The organism is Flavobacterium luteolum (genome assembly GCF_027111275.1).
GTDB lineage: Bacteria > Bacteroidota > Bacteroidia > Flavobacteriales > Flavobacteriaceae > Flavobacterium > Flavobacterium luteolum.
In genome coordinates this window covers 4414833-4434831 of the sequence record NZ_CP114286.1, presented here as the reverse complement: position 1 = coordinate 4434831, position 19999 = coordinate 4414833, and the positions used below count along the sequence as shown (strand labels likewise).

Below are 19999 nucleotides of genomic sequence, written 5' to 3'. Positions count from 1 at the left end.
AATCTGCTAAATCTGCGAGCAAAATTACTCCCGCAGATTAGCAGATTCAGCAGATTTTTTTGTCTCTATCAATTAAATCCGACAGGTTTTAAAAACCTGTCGGGTTTGAATTTAAAATACAGCTATTTGTATACTTAAAGTTCATTTTTGTTTAAATATATTCATACAAAAACAGCTAAATATCAATATTTTATACTAAATTTAGTTTTCTATTAAAGCTTTTGTATCAATTCATTTTAAACCACTAAAAATGATGGAATCAAAAATACCCGAAGGTCCTCTTGCTGATAAATGGAGTCTTTACAAGTCTAAAGCCAAATTGGTCAATCCCGCAAATCGAAAAAAACTAAATATAATCGTTGTCGGAACAGGTCTTGCAGGTGCTTCATGCGCGGCTTCTCTTGCTGAACAAGGTTATAATATAAAATCCTTCTGCTTTCAGGATTCTCCACGACGCGCACATTCTGTTGCCGCTCAAGGCGGAGTAAACGCTGCCAAAAACTACAAAAATGATGGAGACAGCACCTACAGAATGTTTTATGACACTATAAAAGGTGGCGATTTTAGATCTCGTGAAGCCAATGTTTATCGTTTAGCCGAATGTTCTGCACATCTTATAGATCACGCAGTTGCACAAGGTGTTCCTTTTGCAAGGGAATATGCAGGATATTTAAACAATAGATCTTTTGGAGGCGTTCAGGTTTCTCGAACTTTTTATGCGAGAGGCCAAACCGGACAACAGCTTTTATTGGGCGCTTATCAAGCCTTAGAACGTCAGGCGTCTTTAGGAAAAGTGACTTTGTATACCCGTCACGAAATGCTTGAACTCGTTGTTATCGATGGCAAAGCCAAAGGCATAATTGCACGAAATCTCGAAACTGGAATTTTAGAGCGTCATGCCGCCGATGCTGTCGTTTTGGCTTCTGGCGGTTATGGAAAAGTATATTATCTGTCTACTTTGGCTATGGGCTGCAATAGCTCTGCAATTTGGCGCGCGCACAAAAAAGGCGCTTATATGGCAGGCGTAAGCTGGATTCAGTTTCACCCTACTTCGCTCCCGCAACATGGTGAAAACCAGTCAAAACTGACTTTAATGTCGGAATCGCTTCGAAATGACGGACGCATCTGGGTTCCTAAAAAAGCCGCAGATGAACGAACTGCAAACGCCATTCCCGAAGAAGAACGCGATTATTACTTAGAACGCCGTTATCCTTCCTTTGGAAATCTAGCACCAAGAGATATTTCGTCAAGAGCAGCAAAAGAAAGAATTGATGCCGGTCATGGTGTTGGGCCTATGAAAAATGCGATTTATCTCGATTTCTCGGATGCTATAAAAGCACAGGGAAAAGATAAAATCGAAGCCAAATACAGCAATCTTTTTGCGATGTACGAAAAGATTACAGGCATAAACGCTTATAAGGAACCAATGCTGATTTCGCCATCAGCGCATTTTACCATGGGCGGACTTTGGGTTGATTATGAACTTATGACTACTATTCCTGGTTTGTTTGCCTTAGGCGAAGCCAATTTTGCCGATCATGGTGCCAATCGATTAGGAGCAAATTCACTACTTCAAGCCTGTGTCGACGGTTATTTTATTGCTCCTTATACAATTCCAAACTATCTCGCTGGCGAATTGAATTTACCAAAATCTGATATTTCGCATCCTGCATTTGAAGAAGCGGAGAAAGTAGTGAGAAGACAGCTGGATCGCTTTTTACATACGAACGGAACGCTTTCTGCAGATTATTTCCATAAAAAAATTGGACGACTTTTGTATGAAAAATGCGGTCTTTCGCGAAGCAGACAAAAATTAGAAGAAGCCTTAATCGAAATTCGTGAACTGAAAGCTTCGTTTGAAAAAGATCTCAGAATCACTGGTGATAATACGTTAAACAGCGAACTTGAAAAAGCCGGCCGAATTGCCGATTATATAGAATTAGCCGAATTAATGTGTTACGATGCTTTACAACGTGAAGAATCCTGCGGTGCTCATTTTAGAGAAGAATATCAAACCGCCGACGGAGAAGCTGTCCGCAACGACGATGAATTCTGCTACGTTTCTGCCTGGGAATGGAAAGGTTTAAATAACGAACCAGAACTTCACAAAGAACCTTTAACCTTTGAATCGGTGGAACTTGCAGTGAGAAGCTATAAATAAATGGTGAATATTAATTGTGAATTGTTAATTGTAAATTATTAATTCACAATACTCATTCATAATTAACAATTCATAATTAACAATTATATATGAAACTTTATCTAAAAATATGGCGCCAGTTTAATTCTTCAACCAAAGGAGAAATGACAGATTATGAAATTGATGGAGTATCAGAACACATGTCGTTTCTAGAAATGCTGGATCTTTTAAACGAATCTCTAATTCAAAATGGAGAACGCGTAATCGAGTTTGATCACGACTGTCGTGAAGGAATCTGTGGGCAATGTGGTGTAATGATAAACGGACGCGCTCATGGTCCTTTAAAAAATACTACAACCTGTCAGCTTCATATGAGAAGTTTTAAGGATGGAGACACTATTTATATTGAACCTTTTCGTGCTAAAGCTTTTCCTGTTCTACGTGATTTAAAAATTGACCGAAAAGCATTTGATTCCATTATCGCTTCGGGAGGTTTTATTGGCGCGGCTACGGGGCAGGCGCCAGAAGCAAACAGTATTCCGATTTCATACGAAACTGCAGAAGCTGCCTTTGATGCTGCGGCCTGTATAGGATGCGGAGCATGTGTGGCTTCGTGCAAAAATGCGAGCGCCGCTTTGTTTGTTGGTGCTAAAATAACGCATTTAGCCCTTTTGCCACAAGGAAAATTAGAAGCACAAACACGTGCGGTTTCGATGGTAAAACAAATGGATGAAGAGGGTTTTGGAGCGTGTTCTGATACAAGAGCCTGCGAAATCGAATGCCCGCAGGGGATTTCGGTGCTTTCTATTGCTAAAATGAATTTAGAATATATGAAGGCTTTGACTTTTAGGAAATAAGTTTTTTTGCCGCTAAGACACTAAGGCGCAAAGTTTTTCTTTTTTTAAGTTTTTTAGGTTTAAAACTTTGCGTCTTTGCTCCCGATAGCTATCGGGATTGCGAGATTAAAATATACATTGCGCTTATCCTTCGACTTCGCTCAGGAAGACAAATAGCAATTCAACTATTTTCAATAAAAAACTTTGCGCCTCTGCTCCCGATAGCTATCGGGATTGCGAGATTAAAAAAACTTAGTGCCTTTGTGTCTTAGCGGCAAAAAAAAATTAAACCGTAAAATAAGGCGTCAGAATATCTTCAAAATTATATAATCCTTTTTCTTTCTCTTTTAGATTTTCGGCCACAAAAATAACTCCGTTCCCGAAAGCTTCTCTCGAAATCGATTCGTGAATTAAACGCACGGTTTGAAAAGGAAAACCAAAAATAACTTCGTGTTTTCCAACGATTCCTCCTGCCCTAACCGAATTAATATTTTCTTTGTCAACGTCTAGTGCTTCGGCAATTTTTACTGCTGTTCCAGATGTTCCCTGTTTGGTTTTAAAATGCTCTTCGTTTACTTCGATATCAACCCAAGGTGCAATTTTCTTTAAAAATTTAGCGGCAAATAATAAATAGTTTACTCCTAAAGTAATATTAGGCGACCAAAATACTGTAGTTTTCTTAGCCAGTTTCTTTAAAAAATCTAGTTCTTTATCTTTATAATGTGAGATTGCCGAAATGATTTTTATATTTTTTTTGGCTGCCGCTTCTCCGTACGTGTAAATTCCCTGATGTGATGAAAAATCAATAATAACGTCGACAGGATGTTTATCTAATAATTCCTCGATAGAAGTTTTGGAACTAGAATAGATTAAGCCGGGTTCTTCTGACTGCACTCCAAAGAATTCTGGTACCGATCTGTGTTCCAAAACTGTACTTTGTCTTAAAACCCATTCTAAGCAGAATTTTTTATTTTCTAATAATATTGAAGCTACTGATTTTCCAGTTTTTCCGAATCCGATTAATCCTATTTTCATAAGCATGTTATTTTTTATGGGCGAGACTGCCCCGTTGAAAAATATTGATATTATAAAGAAGTAAATATCAATTCTAATTTTAAAGAATACAGCAGTTTTAGAAACCGCTTGTTCATAAAAATAGGAAAATCATAACAGAATTACCAACTAAAACTTCATTTTATAACAATAAAATCATTTATTAATACGATTTTATCTGTTAATGCAAAATAAATCTATCCAATTTTACACCGAATCGCTTTTCTAAATTATTCTGTTTAAAATGTTAAAAAATGGCATTAAAAAAAGAATCTCCCTCTATACAAGTAAACATATTTTGACTAGATTTATGGCCTGATACCCCAAATAAATATCAGTAAGTAATGGCCTACAACAATAATGGACTGCTTCGTTTTTTAGATGCTCAGAATAAATTGTATTTGACAGCTCTGGACGAAATTAAAAATGGTAAAAAAGAATCTCCTTGGATGTGGTTTATATTTCCGCAGATAAAAGGAATGGGTTCTAATGATACTTCCAAATTTTACGAAATCAAAAATGCCGATGAAGCAATTGCTTTTCTAGAGCATCCAATTCTAGGAAAACATCTTATAGAAATCACTTCTGAACTAGTCAAAAAGGAAGAAAATGTTTCTGATATTTTTGAAAGCATCGACTTAGAAAATCTTCAATCCTGTATGACATTATTTGCGAGCGTTCAAAATACAGAACCAATTTTTCAGGAAGTGCTTCACAAACACTTTGATGGTTCATCCGATTTTCATACACTGCAATTATTATATAGCAATCTTTGATATTTTTTGAAACCGCTTATTTAACCGCAAAGAGCACAAAGATTGATTCTATACAAAGCTTTATTAAAACGCAAAGTTCGCAAAGCTTTGGTAAAAAACTTTGCGAACTTTGCGTAAACCTTTGCGCTCTTTGCGGTTAGCTATAAACACGTAAATAAACTTATTCTGAATAAATTTTCTTCAAACACTCAATAATTTTATTTTATTTAGAATTAATATAAATAAACTTTTATATTTGCCGCTTTCTGAGCAAAATTGAGTTGTTTTTTAAATTTACTTAATATTGCTTTTTTCAAAGTAAATTTCGTTTAATGAATGATAATGCCCGTTTCGAATTAGATCTTTTCCATTCCTTTAAGGAAGGCGACGAAACTGCATTTAAGTTTTTTTACGATAAATATTTTAGAAGAATCCAGTCTTTCAGCCTTCAGTTCATTTACGATCAGGACGAAGCCGAAAATCTGGCTCAGGAAGCCTTACTACACTTGTGGCAAAATAGAGAAAATGTGGAATCTGTTAACGGAATTCAGGCTTTCTTGTTTACCTATGCCAAATCAAAATGTTTGAATTTAATTCGCCACAATAAAGTGAAGGATAAATTCAAAAATGACCTCTTAAACCACAAAGAGCGAGAATTGGATATTGAGGTTTTAAACTCCATTCAGTTCGACACTTTAGAATTAACCGAGTTAGAACGTATAATTCAGGAATCTATCAGCGATCTGCCACCAAAAACGCGAGAAGTTTTTATAAAAAAACGTTTCGAGAATAAAAAAAATGCAGAAATCGCCGAAGAAATGGGAGTTTCTTTAAAAGCTGTCGAAGCCCATATGACAAAGGCTTTGAAGATTTTAAAAACCCGATTATCTGATTATTTGTTCTTAATTTTTATCCTTATTTATAATAATTAAGAATAAAAGGTAGGGTATTTTAATTCTGAGGTGTACTTATAATGGCGAGAAGTTTTAAAACGCAAATATGACATCGGAAATAATACATAAATACCTTTCTAATGAAGCTTCAGAACAAGAAGTTCAGGCACTTTTTGATTGGATCGAAGCATCAGAAGAAAACAAAAAACAATTTATAAAAGCGAAGAAGATTTGGGCATTGACCACTCTTTCTTCTGATTTATCTATTGAAACGGTTCCAGTAATCCAGATGAAACCAAAAAATAGCATTAGACAGTATTTACAATATGCTGCGATATTTTTAGTGTTCTTGGGGTTAGGAACAACTTTTTACTTATTTAACAGCAAATCTGAAACTCCAAAAGAAATTGTTCTGGAATTGGGCGACGGCCGTCTGGAATATATATCTGGAAAAAAAGAAACTGCATTGTTAAATGACAAAGGTGATTTGATTGCCAAAAAATTTCCGACTGAAATTATTTATTTTGGTAAAGTTCAGGATCAGAAAGTGATTTACAATACGCTTTCGGTTCCGTACGGAAAACGCTTTAAACTTAAACTTTCAGATGGTACTATTGTGAGTTTAAATGCCGGCAGTTCTTTGCGTTATCCGGAACAATTTGGCTTAAACGGAAACAGAAATGTATACTTAACCGGTGAAGCATTTTTTGAAGTAGCCAAAGACAAAGAACATCCGTTTGTTGTAAACGCCAATCAGGTTGATATTAAGGTTCTTGGGACAAAGTTTAATGTGAGCGCTTATCCCGAAAACCCTACTGTTAACAGCACTTTAATAGAAGGAAGCATCCAGATGTCTGAAACCGCAGATCCTTCGAATGTTATTTTGCTTGAGCCAAATCAAATGGCAACTTGGCAAAATAATGCTAAAAAAATTACCCTCAAAAATGTTGATGTTTCCCTTTACTCAGCCTGGACAAAAGGAGAACTGGCATTTAAAGACACCCCATTTTCTACAATCGCTAAAATTATTCAGCGTACCTACGACGTTGAAATTATCAATGAAAATTCTGATTTGGCCAGACAGAATTTTACTGGTACAATAAATACTAGCGAATCTAGTGTCGAAAACATTTTAGATCTGCTAAAACGCGACACGCCTTTTAATTATTCCATTAAACAAAAAACGATTACCATCACCAATCCGCGATAAATAAATAAACATGACATTTACGATACAGCCCGCTTTAAGAAAAATTCTGTTTTTCTTAGCCCTCCTCATATCTGGATTTAAAGGATTTTCTCAGAATAAACTCATAACATTACATGCAAAAAACAAACCTATAAGCCTAATTATCAAATCTATTGAAGAGCAAACCGATTTCAGGATCATTTATAATGCTAGAAAAATTGATGCCGATCAGCTTGGTGATTTAGATGTAAATGATGTCAGTTTAGAAACGGCTTTAACGCAGTTATTAAAAGACAAAAATATTTCATTTTACATTCAGAAAAAACAAGTTCTTTTAACGAGTTCAATTTCTGACGCTCCAAATAATACTGTTCAGGAAACGCAGCGAATGATTAGCGGAACGGTTTACAATGCAAAAGACAGACAGCCTCTTCCAGGCGCTTCTATTCGCATAAAAGGAACTGGAATGGGCGCTATAACCGATTTTAACGGAAAGTTTGTCTATCAGTTAAAAGGAAGCAATATCGAAAATCTGGTTCTTGAAGCTGGATTTTTAGGAATGGAAACTCAGTCGCAAAAAGCAGAAGACAAAAAAACGTTTGTTTTTTATCTTCAGGAAACTACCGATGAGCTGAATCCTGTTGTGATTACTTCTTCTTATGGCACTACTAAATTGAAGGAGGAAATTGTTGGAAGTATTTCGACTTTACAGGCAAAAGATATTGCGGTTGAACAGGCTTCTGAAAGTTTTGACAAAATGATTACAGGTCAGATTGCTGGAGTTATGGTTGAAAATACTTCTGGCATTGGTGGTCCGGTTAAAATCAATATTCGCGGACAAGGTACTTTGTCTTCTTTAAGCGGTGCCATTACTGGAACTTCGTCTCAGCCTCTTATTATTGTAGATGGTGTGGTTATGAGCGAAGAATATGCAATTGACAGCGCCAACTTTAATGGAAATGGCGATTATGCCGAAAATCTGGCGAATCCGTTAATGAAAATTGCTCCAGAGAATATTGAAACTATTTCTGTTTTAAAAGATGCTGCAGCGGTTGGTATTTATGGTGCTGACGGAGCGAATGGCGTAATTTTGATTACAACCAAAAAGGGGAAAAAAGGAAAAACACAATTTGGTTTCTCCAATCAGCTTGGAGTTTCTTCTGCCATAAATCAGATTAAATATTTAAACGGAGAACAATATACAGAACTGCGAAATGAGTTCATGAAAAACACTACTCCAGGTTATGTTCCTGTTTCTTATAATGGTATCAATACCGATTGGTTTAATATATTAAATCGTGCAGGAATATACAATAAGTATAATTTTAATGTTTCGGGCTCTACTTCTAAATTTTCGTATAGAACTAATGTAAGTTACACCAAAATCGATGAACCGCAGATTGGCAATGAAACCAAACAGTTAAACGCGGGAATCAATTTGGGTTACAATTCTGGCAAATGGGACATTAACTTGATGCTGAATCCTAGTTATGTCCAAAAAGATGCGCCGAATATCTTTTATAGTTTCGCCTACCTTCCAACCCTTGCCTTGTATAATGCTGATGGTTCTTATGCCAATTTGGGCGTAAGCGGTACAACAAGAGGAAATCCTTTGGCGGCAATTGAGCAAAATAAAAACGAAGCACAGACTTTTGGTCTTTTAGGGAGTTTGAATTTGTCTTATAAACTCAATAAAAATATTCGATTTTCGACTCTTTTTGGAATGGATTATACCGATAAAGAACAGGATCGCTATTTTTCAGCAGCAAATGAAAGCGGCCAGCCTAACGGTACTTTTATGTTAGATGGAATTTCGCGTCCAGCTTGGGGACGTCGTGTTATCAATCAGAGAAATTCTACCAAATGGAACTGGCAAGGACAAGCTTTATTTAATAAACAATGGAACGAAACTCATGAAATTGATGGTGTAGTGGGTTTTGAACTTGCTGAGGATAAAACTGATTTTAATTATAAAGCTGGAATTGGATTTTTAAACCCAGAATACATTCATAAAGTTTCTGAAGCAATACGAGACGACAATCCAGATACGCCAAAAGATGAATCTACAGATGGACAGAGTTATAGAAACGAAATTAGCTATAACTCTAGGGTTTCTTTGTTCTCGCAAGTAAACTACAATTACAAAAAACGCTATTTCTTATTGGCCAATTACCGTCGTGACCAGAGTTCTGTTTTTGGAGATGATACCGATGTGGCTCATAACGGTGGTTTGGGTGCTGGATGGATTATTAGCAATGAAAATTTTCTGAATTCTAATTCTTGGATTGATTTCCTGAAATTAAAAGCCAGTTATGGTACAACAGGAAATTCTAAAATTGGTTCGTACCGATCTAAAGGTTTGTACAATATCAGCCAAAATGGATACAATGGCGATATAGAAGCAACGCCTGGAGCGGCTCCAAACGGCAGATTAAGCTGGGAAAAAAACACAAAATTCAATGCTGGATTTGATTTTAATGTTTTCAAAAGAATCGAATTGACTTTAGAATACTACTATGATAATAAAAGCAATTTAATTACAGCAAGAGACATTCCTACTGAAACGGGTTATAGTTCAATACAATTAAATGCAGCGAGCATGTACAACAAAGGTTTTGAGCTTACTACAAGAATTAAATGGATAAAAAGTAACGCCTTTAAATGGACAACAGCGTTCAATATTTCTACAGTAGACAGCAAAGTAACCGATTTAAAAGGTTTAGGAAGCGACTATTCTGTAGCAAATCTGGCATTGGCACAAAAAATTGGCTACAGCACTACGACATTGTGGGGAGTTAAGTGGGTTGGCGTAGATCCTGCTACAGGAAGAGATCTTGTTCAGAAAAATGGCCAAGTTTACGATGCTAAAACGTATGGCGAATTATACACAATCGCTGACTGGGAACCTATTGGAGACAAACAGGCAGATGCTTATGGAGGTTTCTATAATAATTTTACTTTCTATAATAATCTTACTTTATCGATTAGAGGCGATTATCAAATTGGCGGAGACTTTCTAGCATCAAGTGTTCTTATTGATCAATATAACGTAACAACAAACAGAAATCTTTCTGTAAATGCTTATGATTATTGGAGAAACCCAGGTGATAATGTTACACAATCTGCCGTTACGCTTTCGCCAATTATAACCAACTTAAGCAAATATGTTTATGATGCGACTTACATCAGAATCAGCAATATTAATTTAAGCTATAACGTACCGTTAAAAAATACTTTTCTGGATGCACTTTCTGTTTTTGCCGATGCTACAAATGTGGCGTATTGGTACAAAGAAAAAAGTCCAAAAGGAATGAACGGCGTACGAGAGTACAGTTATATCTATCCGCAGGCAAGAACAATTTCGCTGGGAATTAATGCTAAATTTTAAGAAATGAAATATTCAAAATACCTATCCATATTTTTTCTACTATTTTCATTGCAAAGCTGCAGTGACTTTTTAGAACAAGAACCCGGAACACAGACTTCTATAGACGAACTTTTACAAAATAAAACTGGCGTTTTACAAGCGCTTAGAGGGCTTTATTCTTCACTAGAAGCCAATGTAAGATCAGAACGATATGCTGTTTATGCAGATTTACAAGGCGGAAATATTAAATTTACTCCAATTGCAACAGGAAGTCTTAAAGGACAAGTTTCGACACCATCTAATGTTGAACAGGCTTATTCTTTTGATGATCAAGCATTGACGAGTAATTACAAATCATTTTACGATGATAGTTATAATATTATAAATCAGGCAAATCTAATTTTAGAATATACTCCTTCCCTAACCGATGCTACCGTTGCAGAAAAAAATCAGATCAAAGCAGAAGCATTGGCTATAAGAGCTTATACGCATTTTCTTTTATCGCTGGTTTACAGTCAAGATTATAAATATACTGCAGATGCATCGCATTTAGGAATCATTTACAGCACCGCATCTATAAAAGGCGGCATTCAATATCCAGCACGTAAAACCGCTGCAGAAACGTATGCTTTACTTATTAATGATCTCCAGACTGCTATTGCTAATTATTCGGATAACTCATTGCTTTCGGGCGCTGCTTACTCTTTTTTCAATCAAAAAAATACAAAAGCTTTATTAGCGAGAGTTTATCTTCAAAAAGGAGATTGGGCAAATGCTTACGAAACAGCAAATGATGTTATTGCCAATTCTGGAACCGTTTTAACCAGTAAAGAAAACCTATTAACAGAATGGGCAAAACCAGATCTTCCAATTTCAGAAATTCTACTTGAATTTGCTATTCCTACAGACAGTGAAAACAATGTTTCGGGATCAATGTCAAAATTTTTTGGCTATAATACAGATTTGAGTTTTGAAAAATATACCGCTTCAAATGATTTGATTAATTTATATGAAAACAATGATTTAAGAAAGCAGCTTTTCTTGGTAAAACCTCTTTTTACATTGGTTGATGGCGTTCAGACTTACGTAAATTATAGTTTTACCAAAAAGTTTCAAGACAATGCAGGGTATGTCGCTTTTAGACTTAGCGAAATGTATTTGATTCGTGCCGAAGCAGCTTTACAAACCAACAGAGCCGATATTGCAATGGCAGACATTAATACGATTCGTTCCCGTGCCAATGCTTCATTATTGACCAATACAGCAAATCTAAAAGAAGATATCTTTTTAGAAAGAAGAAAAGAATTGTGTTTTGAAGGCTTTTTGTTCTTCGATATTGCCAGAAACCATAAAGATGTTTCTAGAACCGACGGCTGTCTTGCAAATGTGTGCAGTTTGACTTATCCGTCTCTAAAATATGTACTGCCAATTCCAACATTCAACACTAATCTTAACCCAAACTTGCAGCAAAATGACTCGTATTAAGATATTCAGCGTATTATTTACCGCCCTATTATATATTTCCTGTTCCAAAGACGATTATAAATTAGGTTCTGAAATTGATCCGTATTTACGATTTAACTTCTTGGTAAAAGCAGATAATTCTCCGTTGGAATATCCTGCTATAAACGGAAATTTAGTTCCACAGTCCACTTATGAAAACAAATCTGTAAAAACATTAAAAGTTCCTGTAACTCTTACCACTCGTTCCTTAAAAAAAGCCGTTACAGCCAATTTTAGTGCAGAAACATCAGGCGTTGCAAATAGTTTTAGTGTAAATCCGGTAAATCAGCTTTCATTTCAAGGAAACAAACTAACCGATACTATTTATGTTTCTTTTGATAAAAGATGGACTGAAAATCAAAGTATTAATCTAAAGCTTGAAACGGTTTCTGATCCTGATATTCATATCGGGAATTTAAATTCGGCCTATCCAAACAATACTTTCAAAATAGATTTAGGAACCATTGCCACCAATTATACTTTTCCGGTAACACAATATAATGTGAAAGGCGAAGTAGGCGAAACAATCGATTTTAAAGTAAATTTCCCAAATGGTTTCTTTCCTGAGGAAATTGAAAACGCTAACTTTTTCAAGTTTCAAAATGGTTTTGAATATTCTTTAACGCATGATGATTTTGGCGATAACAGAAGTTCTGTAACGTACCATTTAACTCTTTTAGAAGATCTTCAAAATGATGATGCCCGTTACGAATCGAAGATTACTTTAATAAATATTCCTAATTACACTGCTACAGGAAATACCAATCTAACCATCGCAAAACCAATAAAATCTCCGAGAGATATTCAGGCCAATCCAGCATCTAAATTTACAGATTCTACAAATGCCTTTTATCTGACTTATGGCGAACATTGGTTTAATAATAATGGAAACTGTACATGGCAGACTTTTAATGCTTTAACTTATCCAGTTGTCGTGACCAAAGACGATCCAAACGCCATTTTATATAGCGATAAAGGCACAACAAACCCTAACGATGACATTTACCACGACGCTTTCAAAATCGGTTTTAACGTTTCTAGCGGGACAAATACAGTCAATTCTTTTGGTTTAAAAAGATGGTTTTCTAACGAAAGTAACTCTGCCGCAATTTCGCCTGGATTTAATATCACTTCGGCTTTGGAGTTTTTCCCAGCAAATGGAAATAACAAAACGGAAGGAACCGTTCTCGTGATTCCGCAAGATATTACTATCGGATCAAGTGCTACAAATACGCATGTTATTGCCATTTCTGGAGAAGGAACCTATAAAGAAATCAGCACAGGTTTATATGAAATTTCATTTGAATTAAAACTGACCAACGATAAACTGTTTGGAGGAACGGTTTCGACACAATACAGAATGTACAATAACAAAACGTATCCAAAACCAACAGCATTGAGTATTTCATGTCCTAAAGAAGTTTCTCTTTAATATGAAAATGGTTTCAGGTTTCAAGTTTCAAGTTTCAAGTTTCACGTTGCAACAGAACGTGAAACTTGAAACCTGAAACAAAAAAGAACAAAAAACAAAAAAGAATTGAAAAAACTAATCTTCCCTCTCCTATTCTTACTTGGATTATCGGCTTATAAAACAGCTGAAGGTCCCGATTATATTGACATTCAGGAATTACGGAAACTGTATTCCAGTGGAGATTCGTCAAAATGGCCTGCTGCGGAATTACACGAAAATGTCGATAAAGCCAAATTTCAGGATATTGGCGTTTTGCCTGCGGTTCCTTATCCAGCTTATAATCCGTATTCTAAAGAAAAGGAAAGTTTAGGGAAAATATTGTTTTTTGATCCGAGGTTGTCTAAAAGCGGACAAATTGCGTGTGCTTCCTGCCATAATCCTGAATTGGGTTGGACGGATAATTTAACGCGTTCTTTTGGCCATGATCGCCAAACTGGAAAACGCAATTCGATGACAATTTTAAACGCAGCCTACGCCACTTCTTTGTTCTGGGACGGACGTGCATCAAGTCTCGAAGATCAAGCACAATTTCCTGTTCAGGATCCTTTAGAAATGAATGAAAAACTGACTATTGCAGTAGATAAAATTGCAAAGATAAAAGGCTATAATTCTTTATTTACTGCCGCTTTTGGCGATAAAAAAGTGACTTTAGAAAGAATTCAATACGCCATTGCCACTTTCGAAAGATCAATCAATAGTCCGAAAAGTAAATTTGATCAGTTTGTAAACGGAAAATCAGACGCATTTACCGATCAGCAGGTAAAAGGAATGCATTTGTTTAGAACTAAAGCACAATGCATCAATTGCCATAATACGCCTTATTTCAGCGATAATCAGTTTCATAATGACGGACAGACTTTATTCGGAACAAAAAATGAAGATTTCGGGCGTTATAATGTTACTAAAAATGTAAAAGATATTGGCAAATTTAGAACGCCAACGCTTCGTGAAGTCGTAAACACAAAACCGTGGATGCATCACGGACATTTTCCAACTTTATTAGATGTTGTCGAATTATACAATTTAGGAAATCCGTCTCCTGTTCAAAAGAAATATCTAGGGACTGCAAGAGATTCACTTATTCCAAAAGCAGATCCAATGCTTAGAAAGCTAGATTTGAGCAAAGAAGAAATCGGCGATTTACTCGCATTTATAGAAACTTTAAGCACTCCAACAAGACGAATTATAATTCCAGAAATGCCCAAATAAGTTAGTTCTAATGATTTGTATTTTGCCCCAACTATTTGCAAATCTTTCAAGCCTATTTCTTTATGAAATAGGCTTTTTTTATTCGAAAAAAGCATAGAAATCGTCTGAGCAAAAATTTTAACATTATTTTAAATAGCGCACTTTATTTTTTGTACATTTACTATGTATTCAACTAAAATACAAGTTCTTAAAAAAGTTATCACTGTTTTTTTTATATTAATATAATACCACTTAATTTTATGAAAAATAACTTTTTTCGCAGTACTCATTGCATTTCTTGCCTTTGGTAAAATGTATGCCCAAAATTGGCCCGACAGAACAGTTTTACCCATTGAACCTTATCAAAAAGTGGGAAAAGTTGCTCCAACAATTAAAGATTCTGATCCTATAGAATGGCCAAAAGAAATTAGTGCGCCTGAAGGTGCACCAAATGTTTTACTGATTATGATTGATGATGTTGGTTTTGGAGCAAGTTCTACATTTGGAGGACCAATTCCAACACCTAATTTTGATGCTCTTGCCAAAAGCGGATTACGCTACAACCGTTTTCATACCACAGCGGTTTGTTCTCCTTCTAGAGCAGCTTTAATTACAGGAAGAAATCATCATACTGCTGCGACAGGAATTATTATGGAATTCTCAACTCCTTATCCCGGTTATAACAGTTTAGTGCCGCGAAGCGTTGCTACAATCGGTAAAATCTTAACCGACAATGGTTACGGAACTTCATGGTTTGGAAAAAATCATAACGTGCCCGACTGGCAATCTACTCCAGCAGGACCTTTTAATTTATGGCCTACAGGTTTAGGTTTTGAATATTTCTATGGCTTTTTAGGTGCCGACGCACATCAATTTAGACCTGCTTTATTTGAAGGAACAAAACCAGTAGATCCGTATTTAAAAGATGATAAAGTAAATTCTGAATATATTTTAGACAAAGATTTAGCCGATCACGCCATTCATTGGATACAAACTCAAAAGAATTTTTCTCCTAACAAACCTTTCTTTGCTTATTATACACCTGGAACTGCGCATGCTCCACATCAAGCACCAAAAGAATGGATTGCAAAATTTAAAGGAAAATTCGATCAGGGATTTGATAAACAGCGAATTGAAACTTACGAAAATCAGAAAAAGCTTGGTATTATTCCTCCCGATGCATTATTGGCACCAACTCCTGCAGATTACCAAAAATGGGATGCTTTATCGCCAGGAATGAAAAAAGTAGCCGCCAGAGAAATGGAAGTTTATGCCGGAATGCTTGCGCATTGTGATTATCAGATTGGAAGAATATTGCAAAGCATCAAAGATCTTGGTCAATATGATAATACTTTGGTCATCTTTATTATGGGAGATAATGGTTCTAGTGCCGAAGATCCAACAGGACAAGGATTAACTAGTGAAATTGGTATTATGGTTAATGGCGAAGTTGACACCGAGGAATTTATGCTAAAACACTTAGATGATTTTGGCGGGCCGTGGATGGCTGAACATTTTTCACACAGCTGGGCACATGCTATGAATACGCCTTTTCAGTGGGATAAAAAAATCGCATCACATTTAGGTGGAAGCCGCACAGGAATGGTAATTTCATGGCCGGCAAGAATCAAACAAGTGGGCCAAATAAGAAGCCAGTTTACTCATATAACTGATATCGTTCCAACCATTCTTGAAGCAGCAAATATTCCGCAGCCTAAAAAAGTTGATGGTTTCGATCAGACGCCAATGGCAGGAAAAAGTCTTGTATATTCTTTTGATAATGCCAATGCACCCGAAACACACAAATCACAATACTTTGAGGTTATTGCGAACAGAGCTTATTACAAAGACGGATGGATGGCGAGCACAACTCCAAAAAACCTTCCGTGGCAAGGACATCCTGTACCAACCGAAGATCCTGTAAAAGATTATAAATGGGAACTATATGATTTAACGAAAGATTATAGCCAGGCAAATGATATTGCAGCGCAAAATCCAGAAAAGCTAAAAGAAATGCAAAAGGATTTTATGGAAGAAGCTGAAAAATACAAAGTTTTCCCATTTGATGATCGTTATATAGACAGAGTAAATCCCGAAAATCGTCCTAATTTAAATAAAGGCAGAAATCAATTTACTTTTCACCAAGGTACATCTCGTATCACAGAAGGAATGGCACCTAATATGAAAAATACATCATTCAGCATAACAGCCGATGTCGATGTAAAAGCTGGCCAAGAAGGTATGATTATTACGCAAGGCGGTTATTTTGCCGGATTGGCTTTAATGCTTCAAAAAGGTAAACCAACGTTTGCTTATGCTTTTTCTCACTATCCAAATCATAAATGGAGCATACAATCGCCAACCGCTTTAACTGCAGGCAAACACAAAATTGTAGTTAATTTTGATTACGCAGGCGGCGGTGTCGGGAAATCGGCTAAAGCAACTTTGCTTGTTGACGGCAAAAAAGTAGCCAGCGGTGATATTCCGAAAACAGTGCCAAGCCGTTTTTCTGCCGATGAGACTTTAGATGTTGGTGAAGACTTTGGAACACCTGTAAACAGAACTTATGATGCTCCTTTTACTTTTCAAGGAAAAATCGAAAAAGTGGTGGTAGATTTGAAACCATAATTGATTCTCTCAAAATAAAAACAAAAGCCTATTTCTTTGTGAAATGGGCTTTTTTTATTTCTCAACTTCATCTTTTGAATATATTTGTGGTCAACCAAACTTATACGCCATGCCATTATTAATTATTCCAAAAACCACAAATCATGAAAAGAAGTTTCTTTTTGCTCTTTCTTTTGGCAATTGCCTCTTTAAGCATTGCTCAGAATAAAAATTCAAATTCTAAACCCAATATCATTATCATCAACATGGATGATATGGGTTATGGCGACACAGAACCCTACGGAATGACGGGAGTTAACACTCCGCATTTCAACCAGATTGCCGAGGAAGGAATGCGTTTAACCAACTTTAATGCTGGACAGGCCATTTGTACAGCATCGAGAGCGGCTTTACTTACGGGCTGTTATCCTAATAGAATAGGAATGTCGGGTGTATTGCTTCCTGGAGCCAAACACGCTTTGAATCCGAATGAGGAAACTATTGCTTCGCTTTTGAAGAAAAACGGTTACAAAACGGCTAATTACGGAAAATGGCATTTAGGAAACGAACTTCCTTATTGGCCAACAAATTATGGTTTCGATGAATTCTTCGGAATTCCGTATTCGCATGATGTATGGCCAATTGATTATGACGGCTACTCAAAAGTTACCGATTCTAAAGACATGCGTTCGAGCTTCCCTCCGCTTCCATTAATCAGCAATACAACCATTATTGATACGATTGAAAATATCAAAGATGCTTCAAAATTAACAACTCTCTTTACCGAAAAAGCGATTGGTTTTATTCAGAAAAACAAAAAAAATGCTTTTTTTCTATATCTAACGCATCCTCTACCTCACGCTCCTTTGGCCGTTTCAGACAAGTTTAAAGGGAAAAGTGATTTAGGTCTTTTTGGAGATGTTATTATGGAACTGGACTGGTCAATTGGCGAAATTATAAACACATTAGATAAAGAAGGAATTGCCAAAAACACTGTTTTAATTATTACCAGCGACAATGGTCCGTGGCTTGTTTTTGGTGACAATGCAGGTTCTTCGGGAGGTTTTAGAGAAGGGAAATCAACTACATGGGAAGGCGGTACAAGAGTTCCGTTTTTAATTCGTTGGCCGGGTAAAATAAAAGCTGGAACGGTCAATAGTTCGCTAATGACCAATATGGATTTGTTGCCTACAATTGCTTCCATTACAGGTGCTGCTTTACCAAAAAACCAAATTGATGGTTTGAATTTTCTTCCTGTTTTGACTGGAAAAACAGCTTCAGGTCCAAGAGAAATTTTTTATTATTATTTCGGAGTTGGAAGCAATAATTTAGAAGCCATTCGCTATAAACATTGGAAATTGGTTTTTCCGCATAAAGGCACAACCTACAACAAAAAATTACAAGGAAAAGATGGTTATCGCGGAGAAGGTGCTTCTACGGAATTTCCAATGGCGCTTTATGATTTAGCACATGATCCGGGAGAAGTCCGAGATGTGCAGCAATTATATCCCGAAATAGTAGCCGAAATCCAGAAAATTGCCGATACTGCAAGAGAAGATCTTGGTGATGATTTGAATAACAAAGTGGGGAAAAATGTTAGAAAACCTGCTACATATTAAAAACAAAAAGCCCGATGATGATCGGACTTTTTTATATGCACATAGATTGCAAAATGAAAGTTTTTACGATAATCTTACAACACTTCCTGTTTGTCTTTTTGTAACTTTAATAAAATATTTAGAGATGCGATTTGAATTCAGCCAATACTTATTTACTATCCTTTCATTGACGTAAAAAATAGCGCCGCATCCCTGATATCACAGGCATTTTCTAAATTTGTTTATCATTCAAAAGAAGCCTTTTTCTTTTATAAAAAATTATTGTCATGAGAATAGATCAGATACAAATTAAAACAAACGATATTCAAAAAACGAAAGCATTTTATCAAAACATTTTTGGGCTTTTCATTCTGGAAAATGACCAAAAATCGATAACATTTCAAGCAGGAACTTCAATTTTAAAATTTGTCGAAGACAAAGAGTTTAATTCCATCTATCATTTTGCTTTCAATATTCCCGAAAATCAGCTTGAAGAAGCTATTCAATGGTGCAAAAACAAAGTTGATTTAATTGTTTTAGAAGATAAAAGTGTCGTTACGAATTTCGAAAATTGGAATGCGCATTCTATTTATTTCTTTGATCACAATGGAAATTTACTCGAATTCATTGCTCGACATGATCTTAACAACGAACAAATTGGAGAATTTAACGCTGCTTCTATTTTAAACATTAGCGAAATCGGAATTGTTACGGAAAGTCCATTACAATTAGGAAATCAATTAATAGAAGAACACGGACTTCATTTCTTTTCTCAAAATACCAATACCGATAAATTTGCTGCAATTGGCGATCATGAAGGTTTATTGATTTTGGTGCAGCCTACTAGAAATTGGTATCCAACTCAAATTCCTTCTGAAAGTAATCCGTTGAAAATTACTTTAGAGAATAATGAAAATATAACTGAATTGGATTTTTAATAATCTGCCAATTCTAAATTCTGTATTTTTATCTAATTTTTAAAATGAATCAAAATGCCATTTGTTAGAATCAGTCTTCCCAAAAAGCTTTCGCTTGAAACAAAAAATACTATTTCTGAAGCTATTCATCAATCTTTAATTGAAGAATTTAATATTCCTGTCGATGATTATTTTCATGTGATTGAAGAACTAGAACCGCATCAATTAAAATACCCTAAAAGTTATTTAGGAATTTCGCATTCTGACGAAATTATTTTTGTGCAAATAACTGCAGGACAAGGAAGAACTTTAGAACAAAAAAAAAAGCTATATCACCAAATTGCTTCAAAAATTTCGGCTTCAACTGAAATCTTGATCAACAACATAATTATTGTTTTACTGGAAAATAATGGTCATGAAAACTGGTCTTTTGGCAATGGAGAAATTCAAGAACAAAAACATTTAAAGAAATAAGGAAAAAG

General features: G+C 35.7%; 14 protein-coding genes. 13 read left to right on the top strand and 1 reads right to left on the bottom strand.

Annotated elements, in window-relative coordinates; translation table 11 throughout:
- Positions 1–250: 250 nt before the first annotated feature.
- Both OZP10_RS19080 and OZP10_RS19075 read left to right on the top strand, forming a co-directional pair.
- On the top strand, positions 251–2161 hold the full coding sequence (locus tag OZP10_RS19080) for a fumarate reductase/succinate dehydrogenase flavoprotein subunit (RefSeq protein ID WP_281632280.1): 1911 nt from the start codon (positions 251–253) through the stop codon (positions 2159–2161).
- A gap of 89 nt (positions 2162–2250) precedes the next feature.
- The gene (locus tag OZP10_RS19075) at positions 2251–2997 is read left to right on the top strand and encodes a succinate dehydrogenase/fumarate reductase iron-sulfur subunit (protein ID WP_111376931.1); all 747 of its coding nucleotides are present in this window, start codon (positions 2251–2253) and stop codon (positions 2995–2997) included.
- 264 nt (positions 2998–3261) lie between these two features.
- On the opposite strand, the gene OZP10_RS19070 is transcribed toward OZP10_RS19075, so the two are convergent.
- Positions 3262–4011, bottom strand: coding sequence for a 4-hydroxy-tetrahydrodipicolinate reductase (locus OZP10_RS19070; RefSeq protein WP_177209889.1), 750 nt, complete (start codon positions 4009–4011; stop codon positions 3262–3264).
- Positions 4012–4373: 362 nt separating this feature from the next.
- Here OZP10_RS19070 and OZP10_RS19065 point away from each other — a divergent pair, with 362 nt between their 5' ends.
- From OZP10_RS19065 to OZP10_RS19015, 11 genes are all read left to right on the top strand, one after another.
- On the top strand, positions 4374–4805 hold the full coding sequence (locus OZP10_RS19065; protein WP_281632279.1) for a DUF1810 domain-containing protein: 432 nt from the start codon (positions 4374–4376) through the stop codon (positions 4803–4805).
- Positions 4806–5116: 311 nt separating this feature from the next.
- Positions 5117–5716, top strand: coding sequence for an RNA polymerase sigma-70 factor (locus OZP10_RS19060; RefSeq protein WP_281632278.1), 600 nt, complete (start codon positions 5117–5119; stop codon positions 5714–5716).
- A gap of 67 nt (positions 5717–5783) precedes the next feature.
- Positions 5784–6887, top strand: a complete 1104-nt coding sequence (locus tag OZP10_RS19055; protein WP_281632277.1) for a FecR family protein — start codon at positions 5784–5786, stop codon at positions 6885–6887.
- 10 nt (positions 6888–6897) lie between these two features.
- Complete coding sequence (locus OZP10_RS19050) at positions 6898–10254, top strand: SusC/RagA family TonB-linked outer membrane protein (protein ID WP_281632276.1); 3357 nt, start codon at positions 6898–6900, stop codon at positions 10252–10254.
- Between the two features lie 3 nt (positions 10255–10257).
- On the top strand, positions 10258–11718 hold the full coding sequence (locus OZP10_RS19045) for a RagB/SusD family nutrient uptake outer membrane protein (RefSeq protein WP_281632275.1): 1461 nt from the start codon (positions 10258–10260) through the stop codon (positions 11716–11718).
- Complete coding sequence (locus tag OZP10_RS19040) at positions 11705–13168, top strand: hypothetical protein (protein ID WP_281632274.1); 1464 nt, start codon at positions 11705–11707, stop codon at positions 13166–13168. Before OZP10_RS19045 ends, OZP10_RS19040 begins: the two co-directional genes overlap by 14 nt.
- 105 nt (positions 13169–13273) lie before the next feature.
- Positions 13274–14416, top strand: coding sequence for a cytochrome-c peroxidase (locus tag OZP10_RS19035; protein ID WP_281632273.1), 1143 nt, complete (start codon positions 13274–13276; stop codon positions 14414–14416).
- A gap of 291 nt (positions 14417–14707) precedes the next feature.
- A complete protein-coding gene (locus tag OZP10_RS19030) occupies positions 14708–17023 on the top strand; it encodes an arylsulfatase (RefSeq protein WP_281632272.1) in 2316 nt (771 codons plus the stop codon).
- Between the two features lie 143 nt (positions 17024–17166).
- A complete protein-coding gene (locus OZP10_RS19025; RefSeq protein WP_281632271.1) occupies positions 17167–18621 on the top strand; it encodes a sulfatase family protein in 1455 nt (484 codons plus the stop codon).
- 266 nt (positions 18622–18887) lie between these two features.
- Positions 18888–19538: a VOC family protein gene (locus OZP10_RS19020; RefSeq protein WP_281632270.1), complete on the top strand. Its 651-nt coding sequence runs from the start codon at positions 18888–18890 to the stop codon at positions 19536–19538.
- 54 nt (positions 19539–19592) lie between these two features.
- Positions 19593–19991 (top strand): tautomerase family protein, encoded by a 399-nt coding sequence (locus tag OZP10_RS19015; RefSeq protein WP_281632269.1) that lies wholly within the window; start codon positions 19593–19595, stop codon positions 19989–19991.
- Positions 19992–19999 lie beyond the last annotated feature (8 nt).

Coding starts and splice junctions, on each gene's coding strand:
- OZP10_RS19080 (WP_281632280.1), top strand. CDS start 251: ATGATGGAATCAAAAATACCCGAAGGTCCTCTTGCTGATAAATGGAGT.
- OZP10_RS19075 (WP_111376931.1), top strand. CDS start 2,251: ATGAAACTTTATCTAAAAATATGGCGCCAGTTTAATTCTTCAACCAAA.
- OZP10_RS19070 (WP_177209889.1), bottom strand. CDS start 4,011: ATGAAAATAGGATTAATCGGATTCGGAAAAACTGGAAAATCAGTAGCT.
- OZP10_RS19065 (WP_281632279.1), top strand. CDS start 4,374: ATGGCCTACAACAATAATGGACTGCTTCGTTTTTTAGATGCTCAGAAT.
- OZP10_RS19060 (WP_281632278.1), top strand. CDS start 5,117: ATGAATGATAATGCCCGTTTCGAATTAGATCTTTTCCATTCCTTTAAG.
- OZP10_RS19055 (WP_281632277.1), top strand. CDS start 5,784: ATGACATCGGAAATAATACATAAATACCTTTCTAATGAAGCTTCAGAA.
- OZP10_RS19050 (WP_281632276.1), top strand. CDS start 6,898: ATGACATTTACGATACAGCCCGCTTTAAGAAAAATTCTGTTTTTCTTA.
- OZP10_RS19045 (WP_281632275.1), top strand. CDS start 10,258: ATGAAATATTCAAAATACCTATCCATATTTTTTCTACTATTTTCATTG.
- OZP10_RS19040 (WP_281632274.1), top strand. CDS start 11,705: ATGACTCGTATTAAGATATTCAGCGTATTATTTACCGCCCTATTATAT.
- OZP10_RS19030 (WP_281632272.1), top strand. CDS start 14,708: ATGTATGCCCAAAATTGGCCCGACAGAACAGTTTTACCCATTGAACCT.
- OZP10_RS19025 (WP_281632271.1), top strand. CDS start 17,167: ATGAAAAGAAGTTTCTTTTTGCTCTTTCTTTTGGCAATTGCCTCTTTA.
- OZP10_RS19020 (WP_281632270.1), top strand. CDS start 18,888: ATGAGAATAGATCAGATACAAATTAAAACAAACGATATTCAAAAAACG.
- OZP10_RS19015 (WP_281632269.1), top strand. CDS start 19,593: ATGCCATTTGTTAGAATCAGTCTTCCCAAAAAGCTTTCGCTTGAAACA.